At 66.4% G+C, this 23,576-nt stretch carries 18 protein-coding genes; 10 read left to right on the top strand and 8 right to left on the bottom strand.

The window, feature by feature from the left end; all coding sequences use genetic code 11:
• The first annotated feature begins 138 nt into the window (after positions 1 to 138).
• Complete coding sequence (locus OLX02_RS03555; protein ID WP_264420262.1) at positions 139 to 414, top strand: HU family DNA-binding protein; 276 nt, start codon at positions 139 to 141, stop codon at positions 412 to 414.
• 274 nt (positions 415 to 688) lie between these two features.
• On the opposite strand, the gene OLX02_RS03550 is transcribed toward OLX02_RS03555, so the two are convergent.
• The gene (locus tag OLX02_RS03550) at positions 689 to 982 is read right to left on the bottom strand and encodes a hypothetical protein (RefSeq protein ID WP_264420259.1); all 294 of its coding nucleotides are present in this window, start codon (positions 980 to 982) and stop codon (positions 689 to 691) included.
• On the opposite strand from OLX02_RS03550, the gene OLX02_RS03545 reads away from it, so the two are divergent.
• Genes OLX02_RS03545 through OLX02_RS03520 form a run of 6 tightly spaced genes read left to right on the top strand, consistent with a single transcriptional unit; the run spans position 983 to position 8,770 of the window.
• Positions 983 to 2,065, top strand: a complete 1,083-nt coding sequence (locus OLX02_RS03545; RefSeq protein ID WP_264420258.1) for an efflux RND transporter periplasmic adaptor subunit — start codon at positions 983 to 985, stop codon at positions 2,063 to 2,065.
• A complete protein-coding gene (locus OLX02_RS03540; RefSeq protein WP_264420256.1) occupies positions 2,065 to 5,232 on the top strand; it encodes an efflux RND transporter permease subunit in 3,168 nt (1,055 codons plus the stop codon). Before OLX02_RS03545 ends, OLX02_RS03540 begins: the two co-directional genes overlap by 1 nt.
• Positions 5,229 to 6,686 (top strand): efflux transporter outer membrane subunit, encoded by a 1,458-nt coding sequence (locus tag OLX02_RS03535; protein ID WP_264420254.1) that lies wholly within the window; start codon positions 5,229 to 5,231, stop codon positions 6,684 to 6,686. The genes OLX02_RS03540 and OLX02_RS03535 overlap by 4 nt, the downstream gene beginning before the upstream one ends.
• Entirely contained in the window at positions 6,683 to 7,081 is a 399-nt protein-coding gene (locus OLX02_RS03530; protein ID WP_264420252.1) for a hypothetical protein, read from the top strand. Before OLX02_RS03535 ends, OLX02_RS03530 begins: the two co-directional genes overlap by 4 nt.
• A gap of 5 nt (positions 7,082 to 7,086) precedes the next feature.
• Positions 7,087 to 7,986, top strand: a complete 900-nt coding sequence (locus tag OLX02_RS03525) for a glycosyltransferase (RefSeq protein ID WP_264420251.1) — start codon at positions 7,087 to 7,089, stop codon at positions 7,984 to 7,986.
• Complete coding sequence (locus tag OLX02_RS03520) at positions 7,958 to 8,770, top strand: ChbG/HpnK family deacetylase (protein ID WP_264420250.1); 813 nt, start codon at positions 7,958 to 7,960, stop codon at positions 8,768 to 8,770. Before OLX02_RS03525 ends, OLX02_RS03520 begins: the two co-directional genes overlap by 29 nt.
• On the opposite strand, the gene OLX02_RS03515 is transcribed toward OLX02_RS03520, so the two are convergent.
• The 4 genes from OLX02_RS03515 to OLX02_RS03500 form a co-directional block, all read right to left on the bottom strand.
• Complete coding sequence (locus tag OLX02_RS03515) at positions 8,763 to 9,674, bottom strand: hypothetical protein (RefSeq protein ID WP_264420248.1); 912 nt, start codon at positions 9,672 to 9,674, stop codon at positions 8,763 to 8,765. The genes OLX02_RS03520 and OLX02_RS03515 overlap by 8 nt on opposite strands.
• A gap of 171 nt (positions 9,675 to 9,845) precedes the next feature.
• Entirely contained in the window at positions 9,846 to 10,145 is a 300-nt protein-coding gene (locus tag OLX02_RS03510) for a putative quinol monooxygenase (protein WP_264420247.1), read from the bottom strand.
• Between the two features lie 151 nt (positions 10,146 to 10,296).
• Positions 10,297 to 10,932: a Dabb family protein gene (locus OLX02_RS03505; protein WP_264420245.1), complete on the bottom strand. Its 636-nt coding sequence runs from the start codon at positions 10,930 to 10,932 to the stop codon at positions 10,297 to 10,299.
• Positions 10,933 to 11,042: 110 nt separating this feature from the next.
• Complete coding sequence (locus tag OLX02_RS03500; RefSeq protein WP_264420244.1) at positions 11,043 to 11,627, bottom strand: TetR/AcrR family transcriptional regulator; 585 nt, start codon at positions 11,625 to 11,627, stop codon at positions 11,043 to 11,045.
• Between the two features lie 124 nt (positions 11,628 to 11,751).
• Between OLX02_RS03500 and OLX02_RS03495 the strand changes: the two genes are divergently transcribed.
• The 3 genes from OLX02_RS03495 to mgtA all read left to right on the top strand — a co-directional run bounded on the left by OLX02_RS03495 (position 11,752) and on the right by mgtA (position 17,036).
• The gene (locus tag OLX02_RS03495; RefSeq protein ID WP_264420242.1) at positions 11,752 to 13,305 is read left to right on the top strand and encodes a class I adenylate-forming enzyme family protein; all 1,554 of its coding nucleotides are present in this window, start codon (positions 11,752 to 11,754) and stop codon (positions 13,303 to 13,305) included.
• Positions 13,306 to 13,506: 201 nt separating this feature from the next.
• Positions 13,507 to 14,430 (top strand): lysylphosphatidylglycerol synthase transmembrane domain-containing protein, encoded by a 924-nt coding sequence (locus OLX02_RS03490; RefSeq protein WP_264420241.1) that lies wholly within the window; start codon positions 13,507 to 13,509, stop codon positions 14,428 to 14,430.
• The gene (mgtA, locus tag OLX02_RS03485) at positions 14,427 to 17,036 is read left to right on the top strand and encodes a magnesium-translocating P-type ATPase (RefSeq protein WP_264420239.1); all 2,610 of its coding nucleotides are present in this window, start codon (positions 14,427 to 14,429) and stop codon (positions 17,034 to 17,036) included. The genes OLX02_RS03490 and mgtA overlap by 4 nt, the downstream gene beginning before the upstream one ends.
• Before the next feature lie 106 nt (positions 17,037 to 17,142).
• On the opposite strand, the gene OLX02_RS03480 is transcribed toward mgtA, so the two are convergent.
• From OLX02_RS03480 to OLX02_RS03470, 3 genes are all read right to left on the bottom strand, one after another.
• Positions 17,143 to 18,945 (bottom strand): flavin-containing monooxygenase, encoded by a 1,803-nt coding sequence (locus OLX02_RS03480; protein WP_264420237.1) that lies wholly within the window; start codon positions 18,943 to 18,945, stop codon positions 17,143 to 17,145.
• Positions 18,942 to 19,706, bottom strand: coding sequence for an SDR family NAD(P)-dependent oxidoreductase (locus OLX02_RS03475; RefSeq protein ID WP_264420235.1), 765 nt, complete (start codon positions 19,704 to 19,706; stop codon positions 18,942 to 18,944). The genes OLX02_RS03480 and OLX02_RS03475 overlap by 4 nt, the downstream gene beginning before the upstream one ends.
• A 230-nt stretch (positions 19,707 to 19,936) precedes the next feature.
• Complete coding sequence (locus OLX02_RS03470; RefSeq protein ID WP_264420233.1) at positions 19,937 to 23,338, bottom strand: glycosyl hydrolase; 3,402 nt, start codon at positions 23,336 to 23,338, stop codon at positions 19,937 to 19,939.
• Between the last annotated feature and the right edge of the window lie 238 nt (positions 23,339 to 23,576).

Genomic DNA, 23,576 nt, shown 5'->3' with positions numbered 1-23,576 from the left:
ACGCGGCAGAAGTGCACCACAACGACGGCCAGCCGGGCGGAAATACGGTTTTGCGGACGGATATGCGCGACAACCGCACTGGACGCCTGCCTCAAGCCAAGCTACCCGGTTGGCCCATTTGACGGAGTACCGCCTGCAATGAATACCACCGAACTCGCCGAAGCCGTTGCCGCCAGCGAAGGCCTCACCAAGGCTGACGCGCGCAAGCTGGTCGACGCCGTTTTCGCCGCGATCGCCGACGCTGCCGCAAAGGGCGACGAAGTTTCGCTGAACGCCTTCGGCAAGTTCAAGATCAAGGAAAGCCCCGCTCGCGAAGGCCGCAACCCTTCGACCGGCGCGACCATCCAGATCGCCGCATCGCGCAAGCTGACCTTTGCCCCCGCCAAGGCGGTGAAGGACAAGATCAACGGCTGATGGAACGCGGCGCCCGGGCACACCGGGCGCCGCATCCGCCGATTGAATGAGCGGGGACCCGCTGGTCCCTGCTTTTCCGTGTGCCTTGCCATGCGGACAGCCCCGCGCCGAGTTGGCGCCCATGGGGCATATGCGGTCATGCACCGCCTCCCTAATTCGCGCAATCGGCCCGAACCGCTGATCCCAGCGGTTTGGCGCGGTCGTTCGTGGGCGCATCCCACATCAGGCCAGTGGCCTTCAATTAACTCAAATTAATCTGCTGGCTAGGCGGCAGTCAGGCGCGGTTTGCAAGTGCAGCGTGGTCGCTGTGCTGCGCCCCGGAGCGCGTCGGCGAAGCCGTTTTCTCCGACGCGCCCCGGTGCGCGCCGCAAGCAAAGATCGCCAGATGAATTTCGAACGCGCCGTTCCAGCGTTGAGCCGTCACCAGCAGTTGAAGATCCTTGCCTGTGCCGCAGGCGCCGTCGCCATCGCGGCAGTTCTCGTACTCGCCGTAAGGGCGTGGCAGCATCATGACGAAGCGCCGCCGCCCGCGCTCCCTGCCGGCGAGATCCAGCTGACGCAGCAGCAATTGGCGAGCCTGACGATCGAAACCGCACGGCTTGACGATGGCGCCGAGCGGACCGGGGCAAGCGGCCAGATCGCGGTGGACGAAACGCGCAGCGCGCCCGTGTTCCTGCCATATTCGGGTCAGGTGCTTAAAGTCTTTGTGCAGAACGGAGACCACGTGCGGCAGGGCGATCCGCTGCTGCGCATCCGAACCGGCGATATCGTCGATGCCCGCAACGCGCTGTTTTCCGCGGAGGCACAGCGGGCCAGCGCGACGTCGCAGTTGCGGCTGGCCAGAGAGAACGCCGCACGCGCCGATCAGGTCTATCGCACCGCAGGCGGCGCGCTCAAGGATCTGCAACAGGCGCGCACCGACCTCGCCAACGCCGAGGCGGCGATGCGAGTGGCGGATTCTGCGGTGGGCTCGGCGCAGGACAAGCTGGTCGTGTTCGGCAAGACACCCGCCGAAATCACCCGCCTTGCCGGAGCGGGCAATATTGCCGGCATTCATGCCGAAACCAACTTGCGTGCGCCGATCGGCGGCGTGGTCGTCACCCGCTCTGTGGCCGATGGCCAGTACGTGACCGGCGGCAGCGGACAGCAGGCGTTCGTCATCGCCGATCTCTCGAAGGTCTGGCTCGTCGCGCAAGTGGCAGAATCCGATGCATCTCGGGTCCATCTGGGCGATCATCTTTCCGTCACCACCACCGCCTTTCCGGGTCGCACCTTCGATGCCGTGGTCGACAACATCGCCGCGCAGATCGATCCCGCGACGCACCGGCTGGTCGTGCGCGCGACGATCGCCAATCCCGACGGCGCGCTGAAGCCGCAGATGTTCGCCAGCTTCGTGATCCGCAACGCGGTGACACAAGGCGCGGCGCGTCCACAGGGCCAGCCGCTGGTCTCCGCCCCGGCCGAAGCGGTGATCCATGAAGGCGATGCGGCCCGCGTGTGGGTCTATCTCGGCAAGGGCCGGGTGGTCGCCCGCAACGTCTCCGCAGGAGAAAGCCACGACGGACGGATCACGATCCTGTCCGGCCTGCGCGCGGGCGAGCGGATCGTCAGCTCGGGCGCGCTGTTCGTGAACGAGGCCGGGGCGAACTGATGGTTTCCCTCGTCCGGCTCGCGCTGCGCCAGCGGCTTACCATTCTCGGCTTCTTCATCGCCATGGTCGTGGCGGGCGGCATCGCCTTCTACAACCTGAATATCGAGGCCTATCCCGACCCGGTTCCGCCGATGGTCGAAATCGTCACGCAGGGCAGCGGCCTTTCCGCAGAGGAAATGGAGCGCGGCGTGACCGTGCCCATCGAAGTGCAGATGTCCGGCCTGCCGCACATGACGGCGATCCGTGCGATCAGTCTGTTCGGGCTGTCTGACGTGAAGATCCAGTTCACCTACGACTTCAATTACGATCAGGCCCAGCAGCAGGTCATCAACCGGCTGGCGCAACTTCCCCAGCTGCCGGGCGGAGCGATCCCCACGATTTCACCCACCAGCCCGGTCGGCGAAATCTATCGCTATCGCATCAAGGCGCCTGCCGGCTACTCGGTGGAAGATCTCAAGACCTTGCAGGACTGGGTTCTGCAGCGCCGGTTCCGCGCCATTCCGGGCGTGATCGACGTGACCGGCTGGGGCGGCAAACTGCGCAGCTATGACATTGTGGTCGACCGGGACAAGCTGGCCGCGCACCATGCCACCGTCGGCCAGGTCATTTCCGCGCTGGCCCACGCCAATGCCAATGTCGGCGGCCAGACGATCAATTTCGGTGCGCAAAGCGCGATCGTGCGCGGCGTCGGCCTGATCCAGTCGGTCGACCAGATCCAGAACACGCTCGTCAGCCGCGACGCCGCCGTACCCGTGCTGCTGCGCGACGTGGCCGAGGTCAAGATCGGCAACATGCCGCGCAACGGCATCGCCGGCCTGAACAAGGACGACGACGTTGTGGAAGGCATCGTACTGATGCGCCGCGGCGCGCAGTCGATGCCAACGATCCAGGCGGTGAAGGCAGAGATCGACAAGATCAATTCCAGCGGCGTGCTGCCGCCGGGCGTCAGCCTTGAACGCATCTACGACCGTTCGGACCTGATCGGTGTGACCACGCACACCGTCATGGAAAACCTCGTCGCGGGCGTGCTGCTGATCTTCTTCCTGCAATGGGCTTTCCTGGGCAACCTGCGCAGCGCGTTGATCGTGGCGGCCACCATTCCCTTCGCGCTCGCCTTCGCGGTGTTGATCCTTACCTTGCAGGGGGAATCCGCCAATCTGCTGTCCGTGGGCGCGCTCGATTTCGGACTGGTGGTCGATGCCACCGTCATCATGGTCGAGAACATCTTCCGCCATATGTCGGAACGCTCGCACCATGTCGAAACGCATGACGGCGCCCACTACACGTTCGCCAACCGGCTGTCCGCCGTGCTCGCCGCGTCGAGCGAGGTGAGCCGCGGCATCTTCTTCGCCGCAGCGATCATCATTGCCAGCTTCCTGCCGCTGTTCACGCTGACCGGCGTGGAAGGGCACATCTTCGGCCCGATGGCCAAGACCTATGCCTATGCCATCATCGGCGGACTGATCGCGACATTCACGGTCGCGCCGGTGCTTTCCGCGATGCTGCTGCCCGACAAGCTGAGCGAGGTGGAGACCTGGGTCGTCGCGCGGATGCGCAACCTTTACGAGCCGGCCGCCGCCTTCGCCTATCGCAATCAGATCGTGGCCATCGGCGGCGGCATCCTGCTGGTAGCAGGCTCCATTATCGGCATCCGCTCGCTTGGCGTGGAGTTCCTCCCTCATCTGGAGGAGGGCAACATGTACATTCGCGCCTCGCTTCCCGCCTCGATCTCGCTGGAGGCGGGCGAGCCAGCGGCACGCGCCATCCGGCGCGACATCATGCAATATCCCGAAGTGACCTCGGTGCTGTCCGCGCACGGCCGGCCGGACGACGGCACCGACGCCACCGGCTTCTTCAACGTCGAATACTTCGTCCCGCTCAAGCCTTTCGACGATTGGCCTTCGGGCATGACGAAGGAAAAGCTCGTCGCCGAAATGTCGAAGAAGTTGCAGGACAAGTATCCGGGCGTCGACTTCTCGTTCTCCCAAATCATCGAGGACAACGTCGAGGAAGCCGCCTCCGGTGTGAAGGGCGCGAATTCGGTCAAGCTGTTCGGGCCTGACCTTGCCACGCTGGAAACGCTGGCCGGACAGATCCGCGACCAGATGGCCAAGGTGCGCGGCATCACCGATCTGGGCATCTTCCAGTCGCTGGGCCAGCCCACCGTCCGCATCGACGTGGACCGGTTGAAGGCCGCACGCTACGGCCTGTCGGTCGACGACGTGAACCAGACGGTGCAGGCCGCCATCGGCGGTGCATCGCCGGGCGATCTCTACGAGCCGCACACCGACCGCCACTTCCCGATCATGGTGCGGCTGAAGTCCGACCAGCGCGACAGCCTGGAAGCCGTCCGCCGCATCACCGTGGGCGCAACCGCACCCGATGGCTCGACCATCCAGGTGCCGCTTTCGGAACTGGCCGATATCCGGCTGACGTCCGGCGCCTCGTTCATCTACCGCGAGCACCAGTCGCGCTACATCCCGATCAAGTTCTCGGTTCGTGATCGTGACCTTGGCAGCGCGGTGGCAGAGGCGCAGCGCAACATCGCGCAGCACGTCACGCTGCCGCCGGGCTACACGCTGGAATGGGCAGGCGAGCTGGCCAACCTGCAGAACGCGGTGGCGCGCCTCGAAATCGTGGTGCCGATCAGCCTGCTGCTGATGCTGGGCCTGCTCTATGCCAACTTCGGCAACATGCGTGACACGCTGCTGGCATTCAGCGTGATCCCCATGGCGATCGTGGGTGGCGTGCTGGGCCTGCTGCTGACCGGCACGGCCTTCTCGATCTCTGCGGCGATCGGCTTTGTCGCGCTGTTCGGCATTTCGGTGATGGACGGGATTCTGGTCGTCACCAATTTCAACCAGGCGATGGACGAAGGCGCCGATCCCGTCTCCGCACTGCGCACCGCGACCACCAACTCGCTGCGTCCGGTGGTGATGACCTGCCTTGTCGCCGCCATCGGCCTGCTGCCAGCGGCGCTTTCCAGCGGGATCGGCAGCCAGGTGCAAAAGCCGCTGGCGCTGGTCGTGGTCGGCGGGATGACCGTCGCCCCGATCCTGATCCTGCTCGTGCTGCCGCTGCTCATCAACCGCTTCTCCAGCCGTCTGCGCCCGCGCAAGCCCGACGCCGCGGCCCAGAGCCACGCGATTGAGGGAGAACCCGCATGATCCGGCGAGCCACCACCGCGCTGCTGCTCGCGGCGCTTCCCTTCCCGGCGCTGGCCTCCCCCGTCAGGGTGGGCGTGCCGCTGCCGCCCACCCCCGCCGGCACCGCCGTGATCGGGGGGCCGCTGGGTGGCACCGCATATGCCGAGCCGCAAAGCGTCCATCCGGGCGCAGCGGTCCAGCCCGCATGGTGGCACGCCTTCGCCAACCCCACGCTGGATGCACTGGTCGACAAGGCGCTGGCAGCGAATGCCGACATCTCCGCCGCGACCGCGAATCTGCGGCAGGCGCACGAACTGGCCGGCGCGGCGCGCGGCGTTCTGTTTCCTCAAGTCGATGCCGGATACTCGGTGGAGCGCCAGCGCGTGTCCGGCACGCTGTCGTCGCCGCTGGTCGATCCCCTCCCGGCGGTATTCTCGCTGCACACGGCGCAAGTCAGCATCGCCTATTCGCTCGACCTGTTTGGCGGGAATGCCGCGCACATCCGCTCTGCCCGCGCAGCGGAGCGCGCCACCGCGGCGCGTCTTCAGGGCGTGCGCAACATCGTCAGCGGCAACGTGGTGCTGGCGGTGATCCAGAACGCGGGGCTGGAGGCCCAGGCCGCCACGACCCGCGCCGCCATCGACAGCAACCGGACGATCCTGCGCCTGCTGAAGGCCCGTGAAGCCCTCGGCGCGGCCGGCAAATCGGACGTCGCGGCGCAAGAAGCTGCCCTCGCCGCAGCAGAAGCCGCGCTTCCCCCTATCGAGCGGGCGCGGCTGGCCAATCTCGCCTCGCTCGACGTGCTGCTGGGTCAGGCGCCGGGATCGGCGCTGCCCGCCCTGCCCTCGCTCGACGATCTTACCTTGCCCGGCGAACTGCCGCTGTCGCTTTCATCGGATCTGCTTGTGCAGCGCCCTGACATCGCGGCCGCGGCCGAAGCGATGGAAGGTGCCGCCGCCGATGCCAAGGCTGCCATGGCAGCGCGGCTGCCCTCGATCACCCTCAGCGCCGCAGCCGGCGGAGCGGCACGGGATTTCGGGCAGATGTTTCGCGATGGCAATCCGTTCTGGACGCTGATCGGCGGCCTTGCAGCGCCGCTGTTCCACGGCGGCGCCCTGCGCCACCAGCAGAAGGCAGCGGAAGCCGCGCTGGACGGCGCGAAGGCTGGCTATCGGGCCGTCGCGCTGCAAGCCTTCGCCGATGTGTCCAACGCGCTCGGCGCGCTGACTTCGGACGCTGCAACGCTCGATGCCGCCGCCCGCGCCGACAAGGCCGCGCAGGACAGCTTGGGCTTCACGAAGCGCAAGCTGGAACTGGGCAGCGCCGGCACGTTCGACGTACTCAACGCCGGCGCGATGGCCCAGGCAGCGCGCAGCCAATTCTTCGCCGCGCGCACCATGCGCCTGTCCGATACTGTCGGCCTGTTCACCGCACTGGGCGGCGGCGTATCGCTGCGCGGGGGAGCGCCCCAGTGAAGACGCAGCCCGCCCTGCTCGTCGTGCTTGGCTTGCTGGCGATCCCTGCAATGGCGCACGCGGCCGGCAGGCTCCCACCCGGTTCGGTGCCCCCGCCGCAGGTCATCGTCGATTCCTCCGACCTTGCCGCGTTTCGCATCGAGTGGGCGCACGCCGCGCGGCGTTCGGGCCGACTTTGGCTGTCGGGCCGCGTGAGCCGCAATCCGTCCAGCCCGCCGGGGCGCTGCTTCGTCGAGGCGCGTGATCGGGCCGGAAACCTGCTCGGCGCCGTGCCCTGCCACCCATTCCCGATACGCGGCGGGCCCGTCACGGACTTTTCGGGAACGGTGGCCGCTGGCCGGGACGCGCAGGAGATCGTGGTGCGGGCGCTGCAGGGATGGGGGACTGGAACGTGAATGCAATGACCGGAAAAATGCCCAATGAGACGGCAGGCACCATCATCCCGTGGCCGACGGCGAAAATCGAATCGCTGCGACCGGCCGCGCTTCCCCGTTGGACGGTGGTGCTACCGTTCCATAACGAGCGGGAATTCCTGCCGCTCAGCGTGCGCAGCCTCGCGTTGCAAACAGTTCCGTTCCACCTGGTGCTGGTCGACAACAATTCCTCCGACGGAGGCCCCGCCGAAGCTCTCGACCTCGCGCGGCGTGCAGGCATGATGGTCACGCTGGCAAGCGAGATGCAGCCCGGCAAGGTAGCGGCGCTCAATCTTGGCCTGACGCATGCCAGGACCGATCTCGTGGCGACGTGCGATGCAGATACGATCTACCCGCACGACTATCTCGCGCGCGCAGAACTCCTCCTCGACCAGCCGGGCGTCGCCGCCGCCGTGGCAGCCACGGCCGCTCCGGGTGCCTCCACGCTGGCACGGCGCATGGCTGGCATGAGGCTCTCCGTGCTGGCGCGCCTGCTGCCGCAGCAATGCCTGAATGGCGGCGCCGGTCAGGTCTTTCGCCGGACGGCGCTGGAACAGGCGGGCGGTTTCGATCCCGCGGTGTGGAACTGGGTGCTGGAGGACCACGAGGTGATGGCCCGGATCGAGCGCCATGGGCGTATCGCCTATCACCCCCGGTTCGAGTGCGCGCCGATCAGCCGGCCGCGCACGGCGAGCACGGTGGGGTGGAATCTCGCCGAGCGCCTGCGCTATCACGCGACCAGGTCGCATAACCGGCTCGATTTCTTCCATCATCACCTGGCGCCCCGCCTGCGCGAGCGCGCGCTCAGCAGCGACCGCCTGCGCCGCGATCCGGCCCATTCGCGAGGTTCAAGCGAAATTGCACAGCTACACCCTCTGCGCGGATGATTTCGCGCTATCGCGGCCAATCAGCGAAACCATCGCCGAACTGGCGCTGGCGGGCTGCATCAACGCGATCAGCTGCATGGCCGCGCTACCCGGCTGGATCGACGATGCCGCCCTGCTGGCGCCGCTGATGGGGGCCCGCGCGGGCGTCCAGATGGGGCTGCACCTGGTATTGTCGGGCGAACGTCCGCTCACCGACATGGCAATCAGGGGCCCGGACGGCCGCCTGCCGTCGGCGGACCAGATGATGGTCCTTGCCTATCTCGGCCGGCTCGATCCGCGTGAACTTGCGCGCGAGATCGATGCCCAGTTCACCGCATTCCGCCACATGACCGGGCGCCGGCCCGATTTCGTCGATGCCCACCAGCACGTCCACGTCCATCCGCAGTTGCGGAGGCTGGTGATCGCAGCAACGCAGGTTCATGCGCCGCGCGCCTGGGTACGCAACCCGGCGGACCGTCCAGGCTCCATGATGCGGCGCCCTTTCGCGGGCAAGGCGTTCGGATCCAGCCTCCACGCTCTGGGCATGAAGGACCGACTGGCGCGCGCGGGCCTCTCATCAAATGACAGCTTCGCCGGCCATTACGATTTCCGGGCTGACTACGCGGATCTGCTCCCGCGCTTCTTCACGGCGGCGGGCCGGGGCCATCTCGTGATGTGCCATCCCGGCGCGGGTCATCTGGAGGGCGATACGATCGCCGCCGCCCGCATCGCCGAGGCGGCAGTCCTGCGCACCCTGCCGCTGCGGGACAGGCTGGAAGCCTACGGCCTCCGGGAGATTACCTGACGCTGCGTTGTGCAGCCGCCTTGCGCGCATGGTCGATCGCCATCGATGCGATCAGCGCAAGACCGACAGCAACGTGCGCAATGACCGTGATCGTGGCCAGCATCGCAATAACACCGGTGATAGGCACGTTCCGGCCCAGGACAACGGCGGCACATCCCGCAAAGACGAGGTCGGCGTTGGAAACGAACGGCAGACGCGCCAGCAGCAGGCGCAGGCCGGACAGGACGATCCATACCGATACAGGTACGGCCGGCAGGCACAGATGCCACAGGATTGCCGTCAATGCGCTGGCCGCGGTGAAGCGGACCAGATGCGCGGCCGCGACAAAGCGCAGATCCCGCGTGGGCAGGCTGAAGATACGCCCTCCCAGCCAGAGCGATACGAGCGTCACCACCAGCAGCACAGCGGCCGAAGCGGCCGTGGTGCCCGCTCCCAGCCGGTCGATCCCTACCCGGTTGGCGAACGGCAGGCCGGCGCAAAGCACCAGCAGCGTAGCGACGTTCCCCACCAGCGCGGACAGGATGCTGACATCCTTGATCGCCCCGAACGGAGCCGCAGTTGCCGGCACGTTGGCGCGAACCCAGCCGTAGAAATAGACTTCGCCCGAATAGCCCAGCAGCAGTTCGTTGGCGACGAGCTTGCGCAGCAGCGGCAGCAACCCGGACAGCCGCAAGTCGAACAGTCTGCGAAAGATCACCCAGTCCGCGACGGGCAAGGCCAGGTAACCGGCCACGAAGACGATCCAGAAGCCGATGCCATGCGGCACCAGCGCGCGGGCCTGGGCGAAATCGACGTGCCGCAAGGCGGTCACGGCCGCCACGAGCACCGCCACAGATATGGCCGGCCCTGCAACACGGCGCAGCACGGTGCCTGCACGCTGGACGATCCGGCGCACCATCGGCACTACTGCACGCTCTTGCTTCAAAGGTTCGGCCGGCGCCACCTTGCCACTCCAGACGCTCGATCCATCGAGCCGGAGCGCCATAGCGGCGCTTGAACGGACTGTCCCCCTTGCAGACGGACCGGGCGGGCATTTTCCGCGCCGGTCACGTCGGTCGGGTCGGGAGACGGAACCTTATTCGGTAAAGCCGCGCTCGTTCGCCGCATCGAACTTACGGACGGCGATCTCGATGCGATCGGCCCAGCCACCCAGCACCGCGCCGATTGCGGGGAGCGCGAGATGGGTATTGAGCGCATCCTGGTCGCGCCAGCGTTCGTAAACGAGGATAGCACCGGCCGCGCGGTCCTGAATGGCGAAGTTGTAGTCGAGGCAGCCGTCTTCCAGCAGCGTATCGGCGACGAGCGACTGCAGCGCGGCCGCCAGTTCCTCGACGTGTTCAGGGCTGGTCTTGAGATGTCCGGCGAGGATGATCATGGCATGGTTTCCTTGGCGCGATGCGCAGAATTTGAAGCAGGCAACAGCCCGGCGCACCGACCCTCGATAGTCGGTCACCAAGCACTAGCCTACCCTTAAGCACTGGGCCTGCCCGGCACGATGCCGGACAGGCCGATGCGATGCGTGGGCCTTACCAGGCGGGGCCGTCGCCGGCGGGCACGGCCGGGCCGGTGAGCCAGTTGCCGGTGATGCCGATCTTCACTTCGCTGCCCTTCGCCACTTCGGTCCCGGCGTCCGGCGTCACGAACATGATGCGGTTGGGCGCCCAGACCGAGCCGATGATCTCCTCCTCGTCATCGGACAGGATCAGGCCGACCGTTTCGCACATCTCGCGGGCCCGTTCGCGGGTCTGGCCGCGCACTTCGGGGACATAGGCCTTGGCGGGATCGGCATGGATCGGCAGCACGCGCGCGGATTCGCGCTCGGCTTCCTCGGCGGCCAGCTTCTCGTCGAATTCCGGGCCGCGATAGTCGATTTCCCAGTCGAACGAGATCATGTTCTCCAGGATGTCGGGCAGATACGGCGTCATGCGCAGGTGCGACCAGTGCGACATGTAGCGGTCCATCGCCTCGTAGCTGTCGATGTCGCAGCAGTTGGCGAAATCGAAATCGCCCGAGTGATAGCGCGTCTTGACGCAAAGGCCGTGGCTGTAGTCGCGCACTTCGCGGTTGAGATGCGACAGCTTCTTCACTTCCGTGAGGAACGTGTCGATCTTCTCCTGCGGGGCATCCTGCTTGAACTTGATCATGACCACATGGCGGATCATCGTATTTCTCCCTTCCGATCACCGCCGCCCCGGTTTGAGAGGCTAGCGGCTTGTGCTTGCCGGGAACCTAGCTCGCACCCCTATTTCTGATGCCTGTCATATTAAACAGGTCATTCATCCAGCCCAAGGCCAAGGTCGGAGATCTCTGCCCGCAGCACCTCGCGCATCCGCGCCGGAGTCCAATCGTCCGGTGCGAAGCAGGATTCCAGCCCGATCCCGGCGACCGCTGCGAGTAGCCTGCGCGCCGCCATTTCAATCCGCGCAGCGTCCGCATCGCCCAGCCGCAGCGCGATCATCGCGCGATAAAGGTCCAGACTGGCCTCCGCCGCGCGGCGACGTTCCTCCAGATAGGCCGGTTCAAGATGCGCGCGCGCCCAGAATGCCAGCCACACGCGCCAGTTGCGCCGCGATTCCGCGCTCACCGGCAGGATCGCGTCAAGGCAGGCGTGGAGCGGGCGACCGCGTCCGCGTTCCTCCTGCAACCGTTCGGTCGCCCGCTCATTGGCGACCTGGTAGACGCGGAACAGCAGTTCGTTCTTGTTGCGGAAATAGTGCGAGACGATCGACGTGCTGCATCCCGCCGCCGAAGCGATCTCACGAAAGGTCAGCGCTTCGACGCCGTGATCCGCCACGAGGTCGAACGCGATCGAGACGACCTTCGCCCGCCGTTCTTCCCTGTCCACAATGATCGGCATGGGCAGCGTATTACACACATCACGTCGAATTGCCCAGCAGCGCCCGGACCGATGGACAAGGCGACATTTCTCGCAGACAGCCACGTGCGAAGAATCAAAAGATTCACGTGAGGAGAGGAAACCGGTGGCGGCCACATTCAGTCTCACCCAGGCGATCGATCGCGCCGTCAGGATCAAGGGCGCCTCGTCCGCTGTTGTCGATGGCGACACGCGCTTCACCTGGCGCGAATTCGGCGACCGCGTTGCCCGGCTGGCGGCCGGCTTTCAGGCGCTTGGCCTCGCCTCCGGTGGCCGCGTTGTGCTGCTGGCGCTCAATTCGCACCGCTCGCTCGAATGCTTCTTCGCCGCGATGCACGCCGGCGGGGTTATCGTGCCGTTGAACCACAGGCTGGGCAAGCTGGAGATCGCCGCGCAAGTGGCCGATTGCGACCCGGACGTGATCGTGGTCGGCAGCGAGTTCGTGGAGCAGGTCCGAGGCCTGCCCAAACGCGCGGACCAACGCCCCCCGGCGCTGGTCCACTGCGCATCCGGACCCGCGCCCGAAGGACTGGCCGCCTTCGAAGACCTGATCGCCCGTTCCGATCCGGTCGATGACGCGCTGCGCTGCGGCGAGGATCTCGCCTGCCTGATCTATACCAGCGGCACCACCAACGCCGCCAAAGGCGTGATGCTCAGCCACGCCAACCTCTGCGCCAACACCGCAAACGTAATCGGCGAACTGGGCATGGATGAGGCAACCGTCGACCTGCATCACGGCCCGCTGTTCCACATCGCATCGGCCGCGCGCCTGTTTTCGGCCAGCCATGTCGCGGGCTGCCATGTCATCCTGCCGCGGTTCGTCGCGGCCGAAGTGATCGCCGAAATCGAACGCTCACGCATCACGCATCTTACGCTCGTCCCGACCATGGTGCGGATGCTGCTCGACGAGCCGGGCTTCGCCGCCGCCGACCTGTCGAGCCTGCGCTATGTCTCCTATGGCTCGGCGGCCATGCCCGAGCCGCTGCTGCGCGAGTTCATGGAACGCCTGCCGCAGGTCCGCTTCGTGCAGTCCTATGGCATGACCGAACTGTCTCCGGTGACGACGATCCTGGGCTGGCAGGACCACCTGCCGGGCGCCGCCGCCAATGGCCGGCTGCGCTCGGCAGGACGAGCCGCGATGTTTGCCGAAGTGGCCGTGGTCGGCCCCGACGACCGCCCGCTCCCGATCGGCAAAGCCGGCGAAATCGTCGCGCGCGGGCCCATGGTGATGCAGGGCTACTGGAACCGCCCGGACCTCACCGCCGAAGCGCTGCGGGGCGGATGGATGCACACGGGCGACATCGGCTATCTCGACGGCGACGGCTACCTGTTCGTGGTCGACCGGCTGAAGGACATGATCATCACCGGCGGTGAGAACGTCTGGTCGCAGGAAGTCGAAAACGCCCTGTCCGCGCATCCCGCGATCGCGCAATGCGCGGTCATCGGCAAGCCGGACGCGCACTGGGGCGAAACCGTCCACGCGGTCGTCACGCTCAAGGCCGGGAACGCGGCCAGCGCACAGGAGCTGATCGATCACTGCCGCGATCTTCTCGCGCACTACAAGTGCCCGCGGAGTGTGGACATCCGCGCCGATCCCCTCCCCCTCAGCGGCGCAAACAAGATCCTGAAAGCGGCGCTGCGTGAACAATTGACGGCCTGACGCCGCCGTACCGAAACCGCGCTGGCCAGGAAGCGATCGCGCCGTTACGCTCTCCCGATCATCGCGCCGGTCACATGGCCGGACGATTGGCAAGGGCGAACGGTCGGCCATGTCCACGATCACGCGCGATCCCGGCACTGGGTGCTTCGCGCCATGCCGCTGACGCCGCGCACAGGAGCCCTCCGGCGGTGGCTCCTCGCGGTGCTGCTGCTTGCGGGCGCGGTGTTCCTGATCCGCCATTTCGTGCAGCTGGAACAGTTCATCGCATTGGCGCGGCGTGCACAGCCGGCCTGGCTGATCGCTGCGCTGGTGCTGCAATTCAGCACTTATGTCAGCGTGGTATCGGGGTGGAACGCGGTGCTGGGCCGCGCGGGCCACGCCCAGTCGCTGCGCCGGCTGATCCCGATCGCCGTATCCAAGCTGTTCGCCGATCAGGCCGTGCCGGGGGCGGGCATGGGCGGGAATGTGCTACTGATCGACCGGCTCACCGCGCTCGGAACGCCCCGCGCCCCGGCAATGGCGGCGCTGCTGGTCTCCATGATCGGCTTTTACGCCGCCTATGCCGCGCTCGCCGTGGTCATGCTGCTGACCTTGTGGTCGCATCGGCAGGCGACGCCGCTGCTGACGGGCGTGGTCACCACGTTCCTGCTGGTCGCACTCGCGATCCCATCCTTGGCGCTGTGGCTCCGCCACCGTGGCAGCCAGCCGCTTTCGCCCCGGCTGGAAGGCATCGGGCCGCTGCGCCGGCTGCTCGCGGCAATCAGCGAAGCACCTGATGCGCTGGTCAAGGATCGCCACTTGATCGGCCGCGTGGCGGTATTCAATGCCATGATCTTCCTCGCCGATGCGGCGACGCTTGCCGCCTGCCTGCGCGCGGTGGGTGATCCGTTCGAACCATCGATCGCCTTCGTCGCGCTGATGAGCGGCTCGATCGCCATGACACTCACGCCCATTCCGCTGGGCCTCGGCAGCTTCGAGGCAAGCTGCATAGCCATGCTGACCCTGCTCGGCGTCAAGCTGGAACCGGCGGTGGCCGCAACGCTGCTGCTTCGGGGTCTGACGCTGTGGCTCCCGCTGTTTCTGGGTCTGATCCTCATCAGGCGTCAACGAAAGCCATCGCCATGACCGCAACGAAAACCGCCGGGAAACAGGACAGGCCTTTCTGGGCGGCAAGCGCCGCCGACATTGCCGGCCATGACGGCCCAGCCAGCCAAGGGCTGACGTCCACGCAGGCTGGGGAGCGCCTGGCCCGCTTCGGACCCAACACGCTCGACGTATCCGCGCCAACGCGCTGGCTGGTCAAGATCCTGCGCAAGTTCGCACAGCCGCTGGTGCTGATCCTGCTGGTCGCGGCGCTCGTTTCGGGCCTGACCCATGATCCGGCGAGCGTGATCATCATCCTTGCCATCGTGCTCGTCTCGATCGGACTGGACGTAGTGCAGGAAAGCGGCGCCGAGCGCGCCGCCGCCGCGCTGCGCCAGTCAATCGCGATCAAGGTTGCAGTGCTGCGCGATGGCCGCGTTCAGGAGCTTGCCGTCGGTGAGATCGTGCCGGGCGATGTCGTGGACCTGTCTCCCGGCGATCTCGTTCCCGCCGATGGCATCGTGCTGGAAAGCCGCTCGGCAAGGGTCAACGAAGCCCTGCTGACGGGCGAGCCCTATCCGGTGGAGAAGCGCGCCGGCCCCAGCGGCGCGGCCGATCCTGCGGACGCCCATGACGCCCTGTTCGGCGGAACCGCACTGGTCAGCGGCAGCGCACGGATGCTGGTCGCGGCGACCGGCCGGCAGACCCAGCTCGGCGGCATCGCCGCCGCGCTGCGAGCGGACGAACCGCCGACCGCCTTCGAGCGAGGCCTTCACGCATTGGGCATCCTCATCGTCAGGCTGACGGTGTTTCTCGTCCTGTTCGTCCTGCTGGCGCAGATCGGGTTTCACCGCCCGCCGCTGGAATCCTTCCTCTTCGCGGTTGCGCTTGCGGTGGGGCTGACGCCCGAACTTCTGCCCATGGTAACAACGGTCACCCTTTCGCGCGGGGCGGTGCGGATGGCCAAACGGCAGGTCATCGTCAGGAAACTCGCGGTGATCCACGATCTTGGCGCGATGGACGTGCTCTGCACCGACAAGACAGGCACACTGACGGAGGCGCGCATCGAAATGGCGAGCTGGACCGGGATCGACGGCCAGACATCGCCGCACGTGCTGGAACTGGCGGGGGTCAACAGCCGCTTCGACAGCGGCGTGGGCAGCCCGCTCGACGAAGCGATCCTGGCCCGCGCGAATGAGGCGATCACCGGCTCCTGGCGCAGAATCGCCGACCTTCCTTTCGATTTCGAGCGTCGCCGCGCCGCGGTCGTCGCCGAAAAGGACGGTCAGCGGCTACTCATCGTCAAAGGCGCGCCAGAAGCGATGCTGGCGGTGTCGAGGTTTGCCGAGGGTGCGGACGGACAAGTCCACCCGCTCGATGCGGACTTGCACGCGCAGTTGGAACAGATGGTCGAGCAACAGGCCGCCGCAGGTTTTCGGATGCTCGGCATCGCCATGCGGCCGTGGACCTCAGACGACGGCAAGGTCAGTCCTGACGACGAACGCGAGCTCGTCTTTGTCGGTTTCTGCGCCTTCCTCGATCCTCCCAAGACGTCCGCCTCTGCTGCCATCGCGCGGCTTCAGGCCCTCAATGTCCGGGTCAAGATCATCTCGGGCGATGCCGCCCCGGTGGTGCGGCACCTCGTGCAGGCCCTCGCACTCGACAGCCGCGGCCTGCTGACGGGCGACGAGATCGCCGCGCTTTCGCACGAAGCGCTGATCGCCCGGGTCAAGGACACAGATCTGTTCGCCCGCGTATCGCCCGACCAGAAGATGCGGATCATCCGCGCGCTGTCCGAAGGCGGGCACACCGTGGGTTTCCTGGGCGACGGGATCAACGATGCTCCGGCGATCAAGGCCGCCGATGCCGGCATATCGGTGGAAAGCGCGACCGACGTCGCCCGCGCCGCCGCCGATCTGATCCTGCTGGCGCCGGACCTGGGCGTGCTGGCCGACGGCGTGGAGGAAGGGCGGCGGACCTATGCCAACATCACCAAGTATCTGCGCATGGGCACCAGTTCCAATTTCGGCAACATGCTGTCGATGGCACTGGCCTCGCTGGTGATCCCGTTCCTGCCGCTCACCGCGATCCAGATCCTGCTCAACAACCTGCTCTACGATCTTTCCGAGATCGGCATTCCGTTCGACTATGTCGACGATCAGGAGATCGCGGCGCCGCACAACTGGGACATGCGCGCCATCATGCGCTTCACCGCCGTGATGGGGCCGCTTTCCTCGCTGTTCGATATCGCCACCTTCGGCATCCTGCTGCTCGCCTACCACGCCGGCCCCGCCGAGTTCCGCACCGCGTGGTTCGTGGAATCGATCGTCACGCAGATCCTGGTGATCTTCATCATCCGGACGCGTGCACTGCCATGGCGCAGCCGGCCACATCCGATGCTGGCGGTGACAAGCCTGAGCGCGCTGGCGGTCGCGCTGTTCGCCGCGCTCGGGCCATTCGCCGGGGTGTTCGGTTTCGCGCCCCTGCCCGGCCGGCTGTTGCTGGCCGTGGCCGGGCTGGCGGCCATCTACCTGGTGCTGGCCCAGTCGCTCAAGCATCTGGCGATGCGGCAGCCGGGGACGGTTGGGACCGCGCTGGGCGTCAATGGCGAACTTTCCGCCATTGACGCCAGTCTATCGAAGACCTGACGCTCACACGCTCTGCCGGCATCAACGGCAGCAGCGCCTCCCATTCCGCAACACGCGCACGCAATGGACCGCCGCCAAAGCAGCGGTCCGCCCGGCGGGGTGGCTGTCAGTCCAACCGCAACCCGGCCAGATCGCCCGCCTCGCGCCAATCGCGGATCACGCTGAAGAACGCATCCGATCCCTTGCCATATGGGGCGAAGCTGGCCGCCACCGGACTGAGCTGCCCTTCCCCGTTGTAATAACCCGGCGTGCATTCCTCGAGAAACTTGCGCCGATCCATTAGCGATTCCAGAACTTCGCGCGTCCAGCCCTGTTCGGCTTCCTCGGTCGGCTCCACACGTGTCGCCTGCCGGCCCATCGCTTCGGCGATGATGTGCGCCGCGTGGCCCGCCTGCTCGGCCAGCGCGTGGGGATAGTTGGCGGTGAACCCCGACTGGATGATCGAGAATATGAAGCAGTTGGGAAAACCGTTCACGGTCATCCCGTGCAGCGTGCGTGCGCCCGGCGCCCACTTCTCTTCCAGAGTACGTCCGCCCGTGCCGTGGATCTCGTATCCGGCGCGGCGGGCATAGCTGGTGCCGACCTCAAAGCCGGTGGCCATGATGAGGCAGTCGAGCTTGTATTCCCGCCCATTGGCGACGACCCCGTCCCTGGTGATCCGTTCCACGCCCTTGCCATCGGTGTCGATCAGCGAAACATTGGGGCGGTTGAACGTATCGAGATAATCGTCGTGGAAGCACGGCCGCTTGCAGAACTGGTTGTACCACGGCTTGAGCGCATCGGCCGTGGACGGGTCGGCCACCTTCTCGTCCACGCGCGCGCGGATCGATTCCATCTTCTTGAAGTCCGCCAGTTGCACCAGCTCATCCGGGTTGGTCGCGCCTTCCTGCTCCGCACGCATCCGAGCGATCACGCCAAGATTGCGGATGATGTCGGTCCAGCCGTCGTTGACGAGATCCTCCTCGGCCCAGCCGCCCGACACCAGCGTGTTGAAGTTCGCCATGCGGTCGCGGTGCCAGCCCGGCTGGAGCGATGCCGCCCACTGCGGATCGGTCGGCCGGTCGCCGCGCACATCGATGGACGAAGGCGTGCGCTGGAACACATAAAGCTGCTTCGCCCCCGCGCCCAGATGCGGCACCGCCTGCACCGCGGTCGCCCCGGTGCCGATGATGCCCACCACCTTGTCGCCCAGCCGATCGAGCCCGCCGGCCGATGTGCCGCCGGTATAGTCATAGTCCCAGCGGCTGGTGTGGAAGGTATGCCCCTCGAACGTTTCGATACCGGGAATGCCTGGCAGCTTGGGCCGATGCAGCGGCCCGTTGGCCATGACCACGAAGCGCGCACGGATGCGGTCGCCGCGGTTGGTCGAAACGGTCCAGCGCCGCGTGCCCTCATCCCAGGTCATGTCGGTGACTTCGGTCTGGAACAGCACGTCGCGGTAGAGGTCGAAGTGCTCGGCGATGTGCCGTGAATAGGCACGGATCTCGTCAGCGCCCGAATACTTGCGGCCGGGCATGAAGCCCGTCTCCTCAAGCAGCGGCAGATAGACATAGCTTTCGATGTCGCAGGCAGCGCCAGGATAGCGGTTCCAGTACCACGTCCCGCCGAACTCGCCGCCCTTCTCGATGATGCGGATGTCCTCGATCCCGGCTTCGCGCAAGCGGGCGCCCGCAAGCAGACCGCCAAAGCCGCCGCCGATCACCACCACATCCTTCTCGTCGGCCAGCGCCTCGCGCTCGATGGGCTGCTCGACATAGGGGTCGTGGAGAAAGTGGGCGAACTTGCCCGCCATCTCGACGTATTGCTCATTGGCGTCGACACGCAGGCGCTTGTCGCGCTCGGCAAGATAGCGTTCCTTGAGCGCGGCGGGGTCGAAGCCCAGGTCGCTGGCGGTGTTCGCATCGCTCATATCGTCGATCCTCCGTCGACCACGATCGTCTGGCCGTTGACGTAGCTGCCGGCCTTGGAACCCAGGAATACCGCCGCCCCGGCGATTTCCTCGGGAAGGCCGATCCGGCGCATCGGGTGGTTGGAATTGTAGGCCTTCTCCGCCTCGGGATTGTCCCACAGCGCGCGTGCGAAATCGGTGCGGATCAGCCCGGGGGCGATGGCGTTGACGCGAATGTTGTGCTGGCCGACCTCGATGGCGAGGTTGCGCACCAGTTGCATGTCCGCCGCCTTGGAGATGCAATAGGCGCCGATGGTAGGCGATCCGCGCAGGCCGCCGATCGAAGACACCACGATCACCGCACCGTCACGCCGCGCGATCATGCCCGGCAGGCACATCTGGATCAGCCAGTGGTTCGAGATGATGTTGTTGTCGAGGATCTTGCGGAACTGCTCGTCCGCGATCCCGCTCATCGGACCGTAATAAGGATTGCTCGCCGCGTTGCAGACCAGCACGTCGATCGGGCCGACCTCGGCCTCGGTTCGTGCGACCAGCGCTTCGAGCGCGTCCTTCGATGAAATGCTGGCCGCAATCGGTGTCGCGGTGCCGGCGCCGAAGCGCGCGTTGATCTCTGCCGCCACCGCGTCGCAGGCATCCTGCTTGCGGCTGGAAATCACCACCCGAGCGCCCTGCTCCGCCATTTCCTCGGCGATGGCGCGGCCGATACCGCGCGTCGAACCGGTAATGACCGCCACACGGCCGGTCATGTCGAACAAGCTCATCTGCCTCTCCTCGGACGGTCTGGCGCCGCCACCTGACGGAAAGGCTAGGTCAATTGACTTATCTGTAAAGCGCAAAACGTCATCGAGCCGTCCTCGGCGCGCGGCCGGACCGCGGCCAAGCCGCACAAATCCGCGCGAAATTGCCGGTCAGCACATTGCTGCGTTCGCTCTCCGCCGGCAGGCCAAAGCCGCTCCCGGCCAGCCGGCGACTCGGAAAGGAAGGAACCCGCCTAGCGCCCCTGCGCCCACAGCGTGACCGGGCCGATCAGGCCCGACGGCCGCAGCGGAGCATCGGCCCTGTAGTTGGGGATCGCGGTCCACGTCACCTTGGCAGCACCAGGCTGGGCATCACCGATGAGGCGGTTGACCCACAGGTTCGCGACCTTGACCTCCAGCCGGTTCGAGCCCTTCTTCACCGCACCTCCGATGTCGACGCGGTAAGGCTTGTGCCAGGCGTAACCCGCCGCCTTGCCATTCACGCTGACTTGCGCGATTTCGCCCACTGCCCCCAGGTCGAGCCACAGCGGCGCGCCCGGATTCACGTGCTTGGGCAGGACGAACGAGCGGGTGTAGGTCGCAACGCCGGAGAAGTATTTGACGCCCGCATCGGCATTCTCGTTCAGCGGCTGGAGCGCGGGCAGATCGGCCGTGGCGGGCGCGCCGCGCCCCGCCTCGAAGCCGACCGTCCACGCGCCGTCGAGCCTGCCCACTTCGACGGGTACGACCGGTTTGATCGCCAACGCCTCGGCTGGCGCCGGCTTGCGGAACACCACGAAGACCGAATCCTCCCTCGCCAGCGTCATCGGCACGACCGTCTCGCCGTTCTCGATGCGGTAGGACACCGGCTCGGCCCGCCCGGTATCGGCGTGCCACAATTCCGGCTGCTTGCCGCTGACGCGGAAGCGCGCGTCGAAACGCTCGTCCTCACCCTTGCGGTTGTTCAGGAACCACAGGTCACCATCCGCGATCTGCCGGTGGACGAACAGCACTTCGGCATCGGCCCGCGCACCGTCCATGCGGAAATCGGGCGCCATGCCCGTGCTTGCCAGCGCCGCGTCGATATCCCGGCTGGCGATGACCTGCCCAGCGCCCAGCTTCGTCACCGCACCGCCGTGCCACAGCTTGTCCGCGAGCGCCTTGAACGCCGCCGCATCATCATTGAGCGCGGGCGAGCCTTCGGGCGCCGTGCCGACCACGGTTGCGCCCGCTTCGACCAGGGCGGCAATGCGCTGCAAGGTCGGCAGGGTCATCCTGCGCGACGATCCGCCAAGGTAGAGCGCCTTGTAGCGCGCGCCGCCCTTGCTCACGATCTCTCCCCCGCGAACCTCCAACGCCTCGAACAGCGCATCGCGGTTGACGAAGTCATAGGCGTGGACCTTCGGTGCATCAGCGACGGGAGCCTGCCCGTAAAGCCCGGTGAGCGGCGCTTCCTCTCCATAGAAATAGCCGACGTCCGCCACGTTGCGCCCGGCCTGAAGCAGCAGCGACGAGCGCGCCATGTAGTCCACCCATGGCCTCGCCAGTTCGGCCCAGGCCTCGTGCCGGTTGAAGAACTGGCCGAAGATCATCAGCGAAAGACCCGGCTTCCTGTCGTCCACCGGCTGGTGGACCGAAGTGTGGACGACCGGGCGGTTCACCCCGCTGGCAAACTCCAGATCGATGATGCGCCGCAGTTCGTTGGGCGCATAGGCCCATGGCGCCAGCGCCGAGGTCATCGATTCCGCCGCGACGAGATTCTGGCCATAGATATGCGCGACCGAGGCGGCGCCTTTCATATCCGCGATATAGCTGGGGTTCGGCCCGCTATTGCGCGAATAGGCCCAGAGCGCCGCCATCGGCACATCGGCATGGCTGCGCATGGCCACGTCGTCGCCCAGCGAAGGGCGATTGTCCTCCAGCGCCTCGCCATAGACCTTCAGGCCGTTCTCGTGCGCGACATCGGCGATGGTGCCGTAGTGCTGCGATGCCATCAGGTCCGCCAGCGTCTGCCGATAATCGCGCAGGAACGCGTCCGACTGCGCGCGCGTGCCAACCAGTGTTCCGGTCAGCGCGGGCAGCCACGGCGTTGGATCATAACCGCGCAGGCGCTTGAACTGCGCGATCATCTTCGGCGTCCAGTTGGCCGCGCCGACTTCGATGGAATCGGTCAGGATCGCGCGCACCCCGCGCTTGCCCACCAGTTCCGGCCCGACCGTGTCCCTGTACATGGCGATATAGTGCTCAAGGTAGCCTCGCACCGCCGCGCCATCGAACTTGTCGACCTCAAGCCCGGTCGCCTCGGGAGCCGCCGGGTGGTTGGTGGTGCCGAGCAGGCTGGCGCCCATACGGATCACTTTCCAGCGGCCCTTGGGCGGCGTCCAGTCCAGCGTGCCATCGGGCCGCATCCGCGCGGTCAGGTCGATCACCCTGGCCGGGTCGGTGCCCAACGCGCCCGCGTCGGACGCGCCGAGCGCATAGTAATCGCGCTCGATGGCAAAGCCCGCCTTGCTCTCAAAACGGTCGATGAGCGCTTCGCCCGAGAGGCGGAACTGCTTGATCTCGAACGGAGCCTTTGCCGCATTGGCCATCATGTCCATGAAGCCGCCGCCAGTGTCGGCACCCGGCGCGGGATCGCCCAGATTTGATCCGCGAAACGGCGCTGGCACCAGCACCAGCCGGAACAGCCGCGCGCTGACCGGAGCGAAACCGACCGTAGTGGGCGCGGCGGTGACAGGAATGTTTGCCACCTTGCGCCACAACTTGCCATCGTCGCTCGCTTCCAGAAGCGGCTCCACCGTCGCGCCAGAGAAGATGCCCTTGGCGCCGGGGATGAACAGCGTGGCCGCGCGGATTGTCTGCGGACGGGCATAGCGCGCGACCAGCGAGGTCGGCGCCTCCACGCTGCCGCGCGGCAGCGTCACCCCGGTCGTCAGGCTATCGTCGGCGAGCAGGCCGGCATCAAGCGGCTTGCCGTCGGGCCCGCTAAGAGAAGGCACCCCGTCCACCGCAGCAAGATCGGGCACCGCCAGCACCGCAATGTCCACATAGCGTTCCGGCGCGGCGAAGGCGAGTTCGCCCGACATCTTCGCGATGGGATCTTCGATGGGCACATCCTGGAACGGCCCGGTTACGCGCGGCGGCGGCGGCAGCTTGCCGGAAAAGCCCTTGCCGCCCGCCAGCAGCGTCTCGCTCCACACCACCTTTTTCAAACCGTCCTCAGGCTTGACCCATGGCCCCCCGGTTTCGGACCAGCCGGGCGAGGCCGCGATGGCCAGCTCAAGCCCCAGCCTGTCCGCTTCGCTCGCGGCAAAGCGGAAGGCATCCTTCCATTCGGGCGTCATGTAGACCAATCGCTTGTCCACGATCTGCGGCGTCGAAAGCCCTGCGTCGAAGTTCTGCAAGCCGCCCAGCCCCACGCGCTTCATCCACGCGAGATCCTTGGCGATGCCATCCTTGGAAACGTTGCCGTTCATCCAGTGCCACCACACGCGCGGGCGCGCATCCATCGGCGGGTCCTGGAATTGTTGTTCGAGCGTGGCGGCTGCAGGCTCCGCTGACGGCACCTGATTTTCCGGTCCTGCAAAGGCGGCCGGGGTGAGCAGCGTGGAGCTGGCGAGAATGGCTACGACCGAAAGGCCCCGGCGAATCGTCATGCAGATTACTTTCGATGTCGTTGTTTTTGTTGAAATTATGATCAAAGAATTCCGTCGCCGAGCCCCTACGTTGCGCGGCAACAGCCCTGGCTCACGCGGGCGGCCTCGCACGTGAACCGTGCTCACCGCTTCCGTGCGAGCCTTGGCAAAAATCAGGCGCGATATGGCCGTTATACGCCCGGCGCATCGACTGGAAAGCCAAGTTCGATTGGACCCTGCGTGCGCGAGATTAGACTCG

Origin of the sequence: Novosphingobium sp. KCTC 2891 (assembly GCF_025938155.1) — a bacterium.
GTDB lineage: Bacteria > Pseudomonadota > Alphaproteobacteria > Sphingomonadales > Sphingomonadaceae > Novosphingobium.
This window is presented reverse-complemented; position numbering and strand designations above follow the sequence as displayed.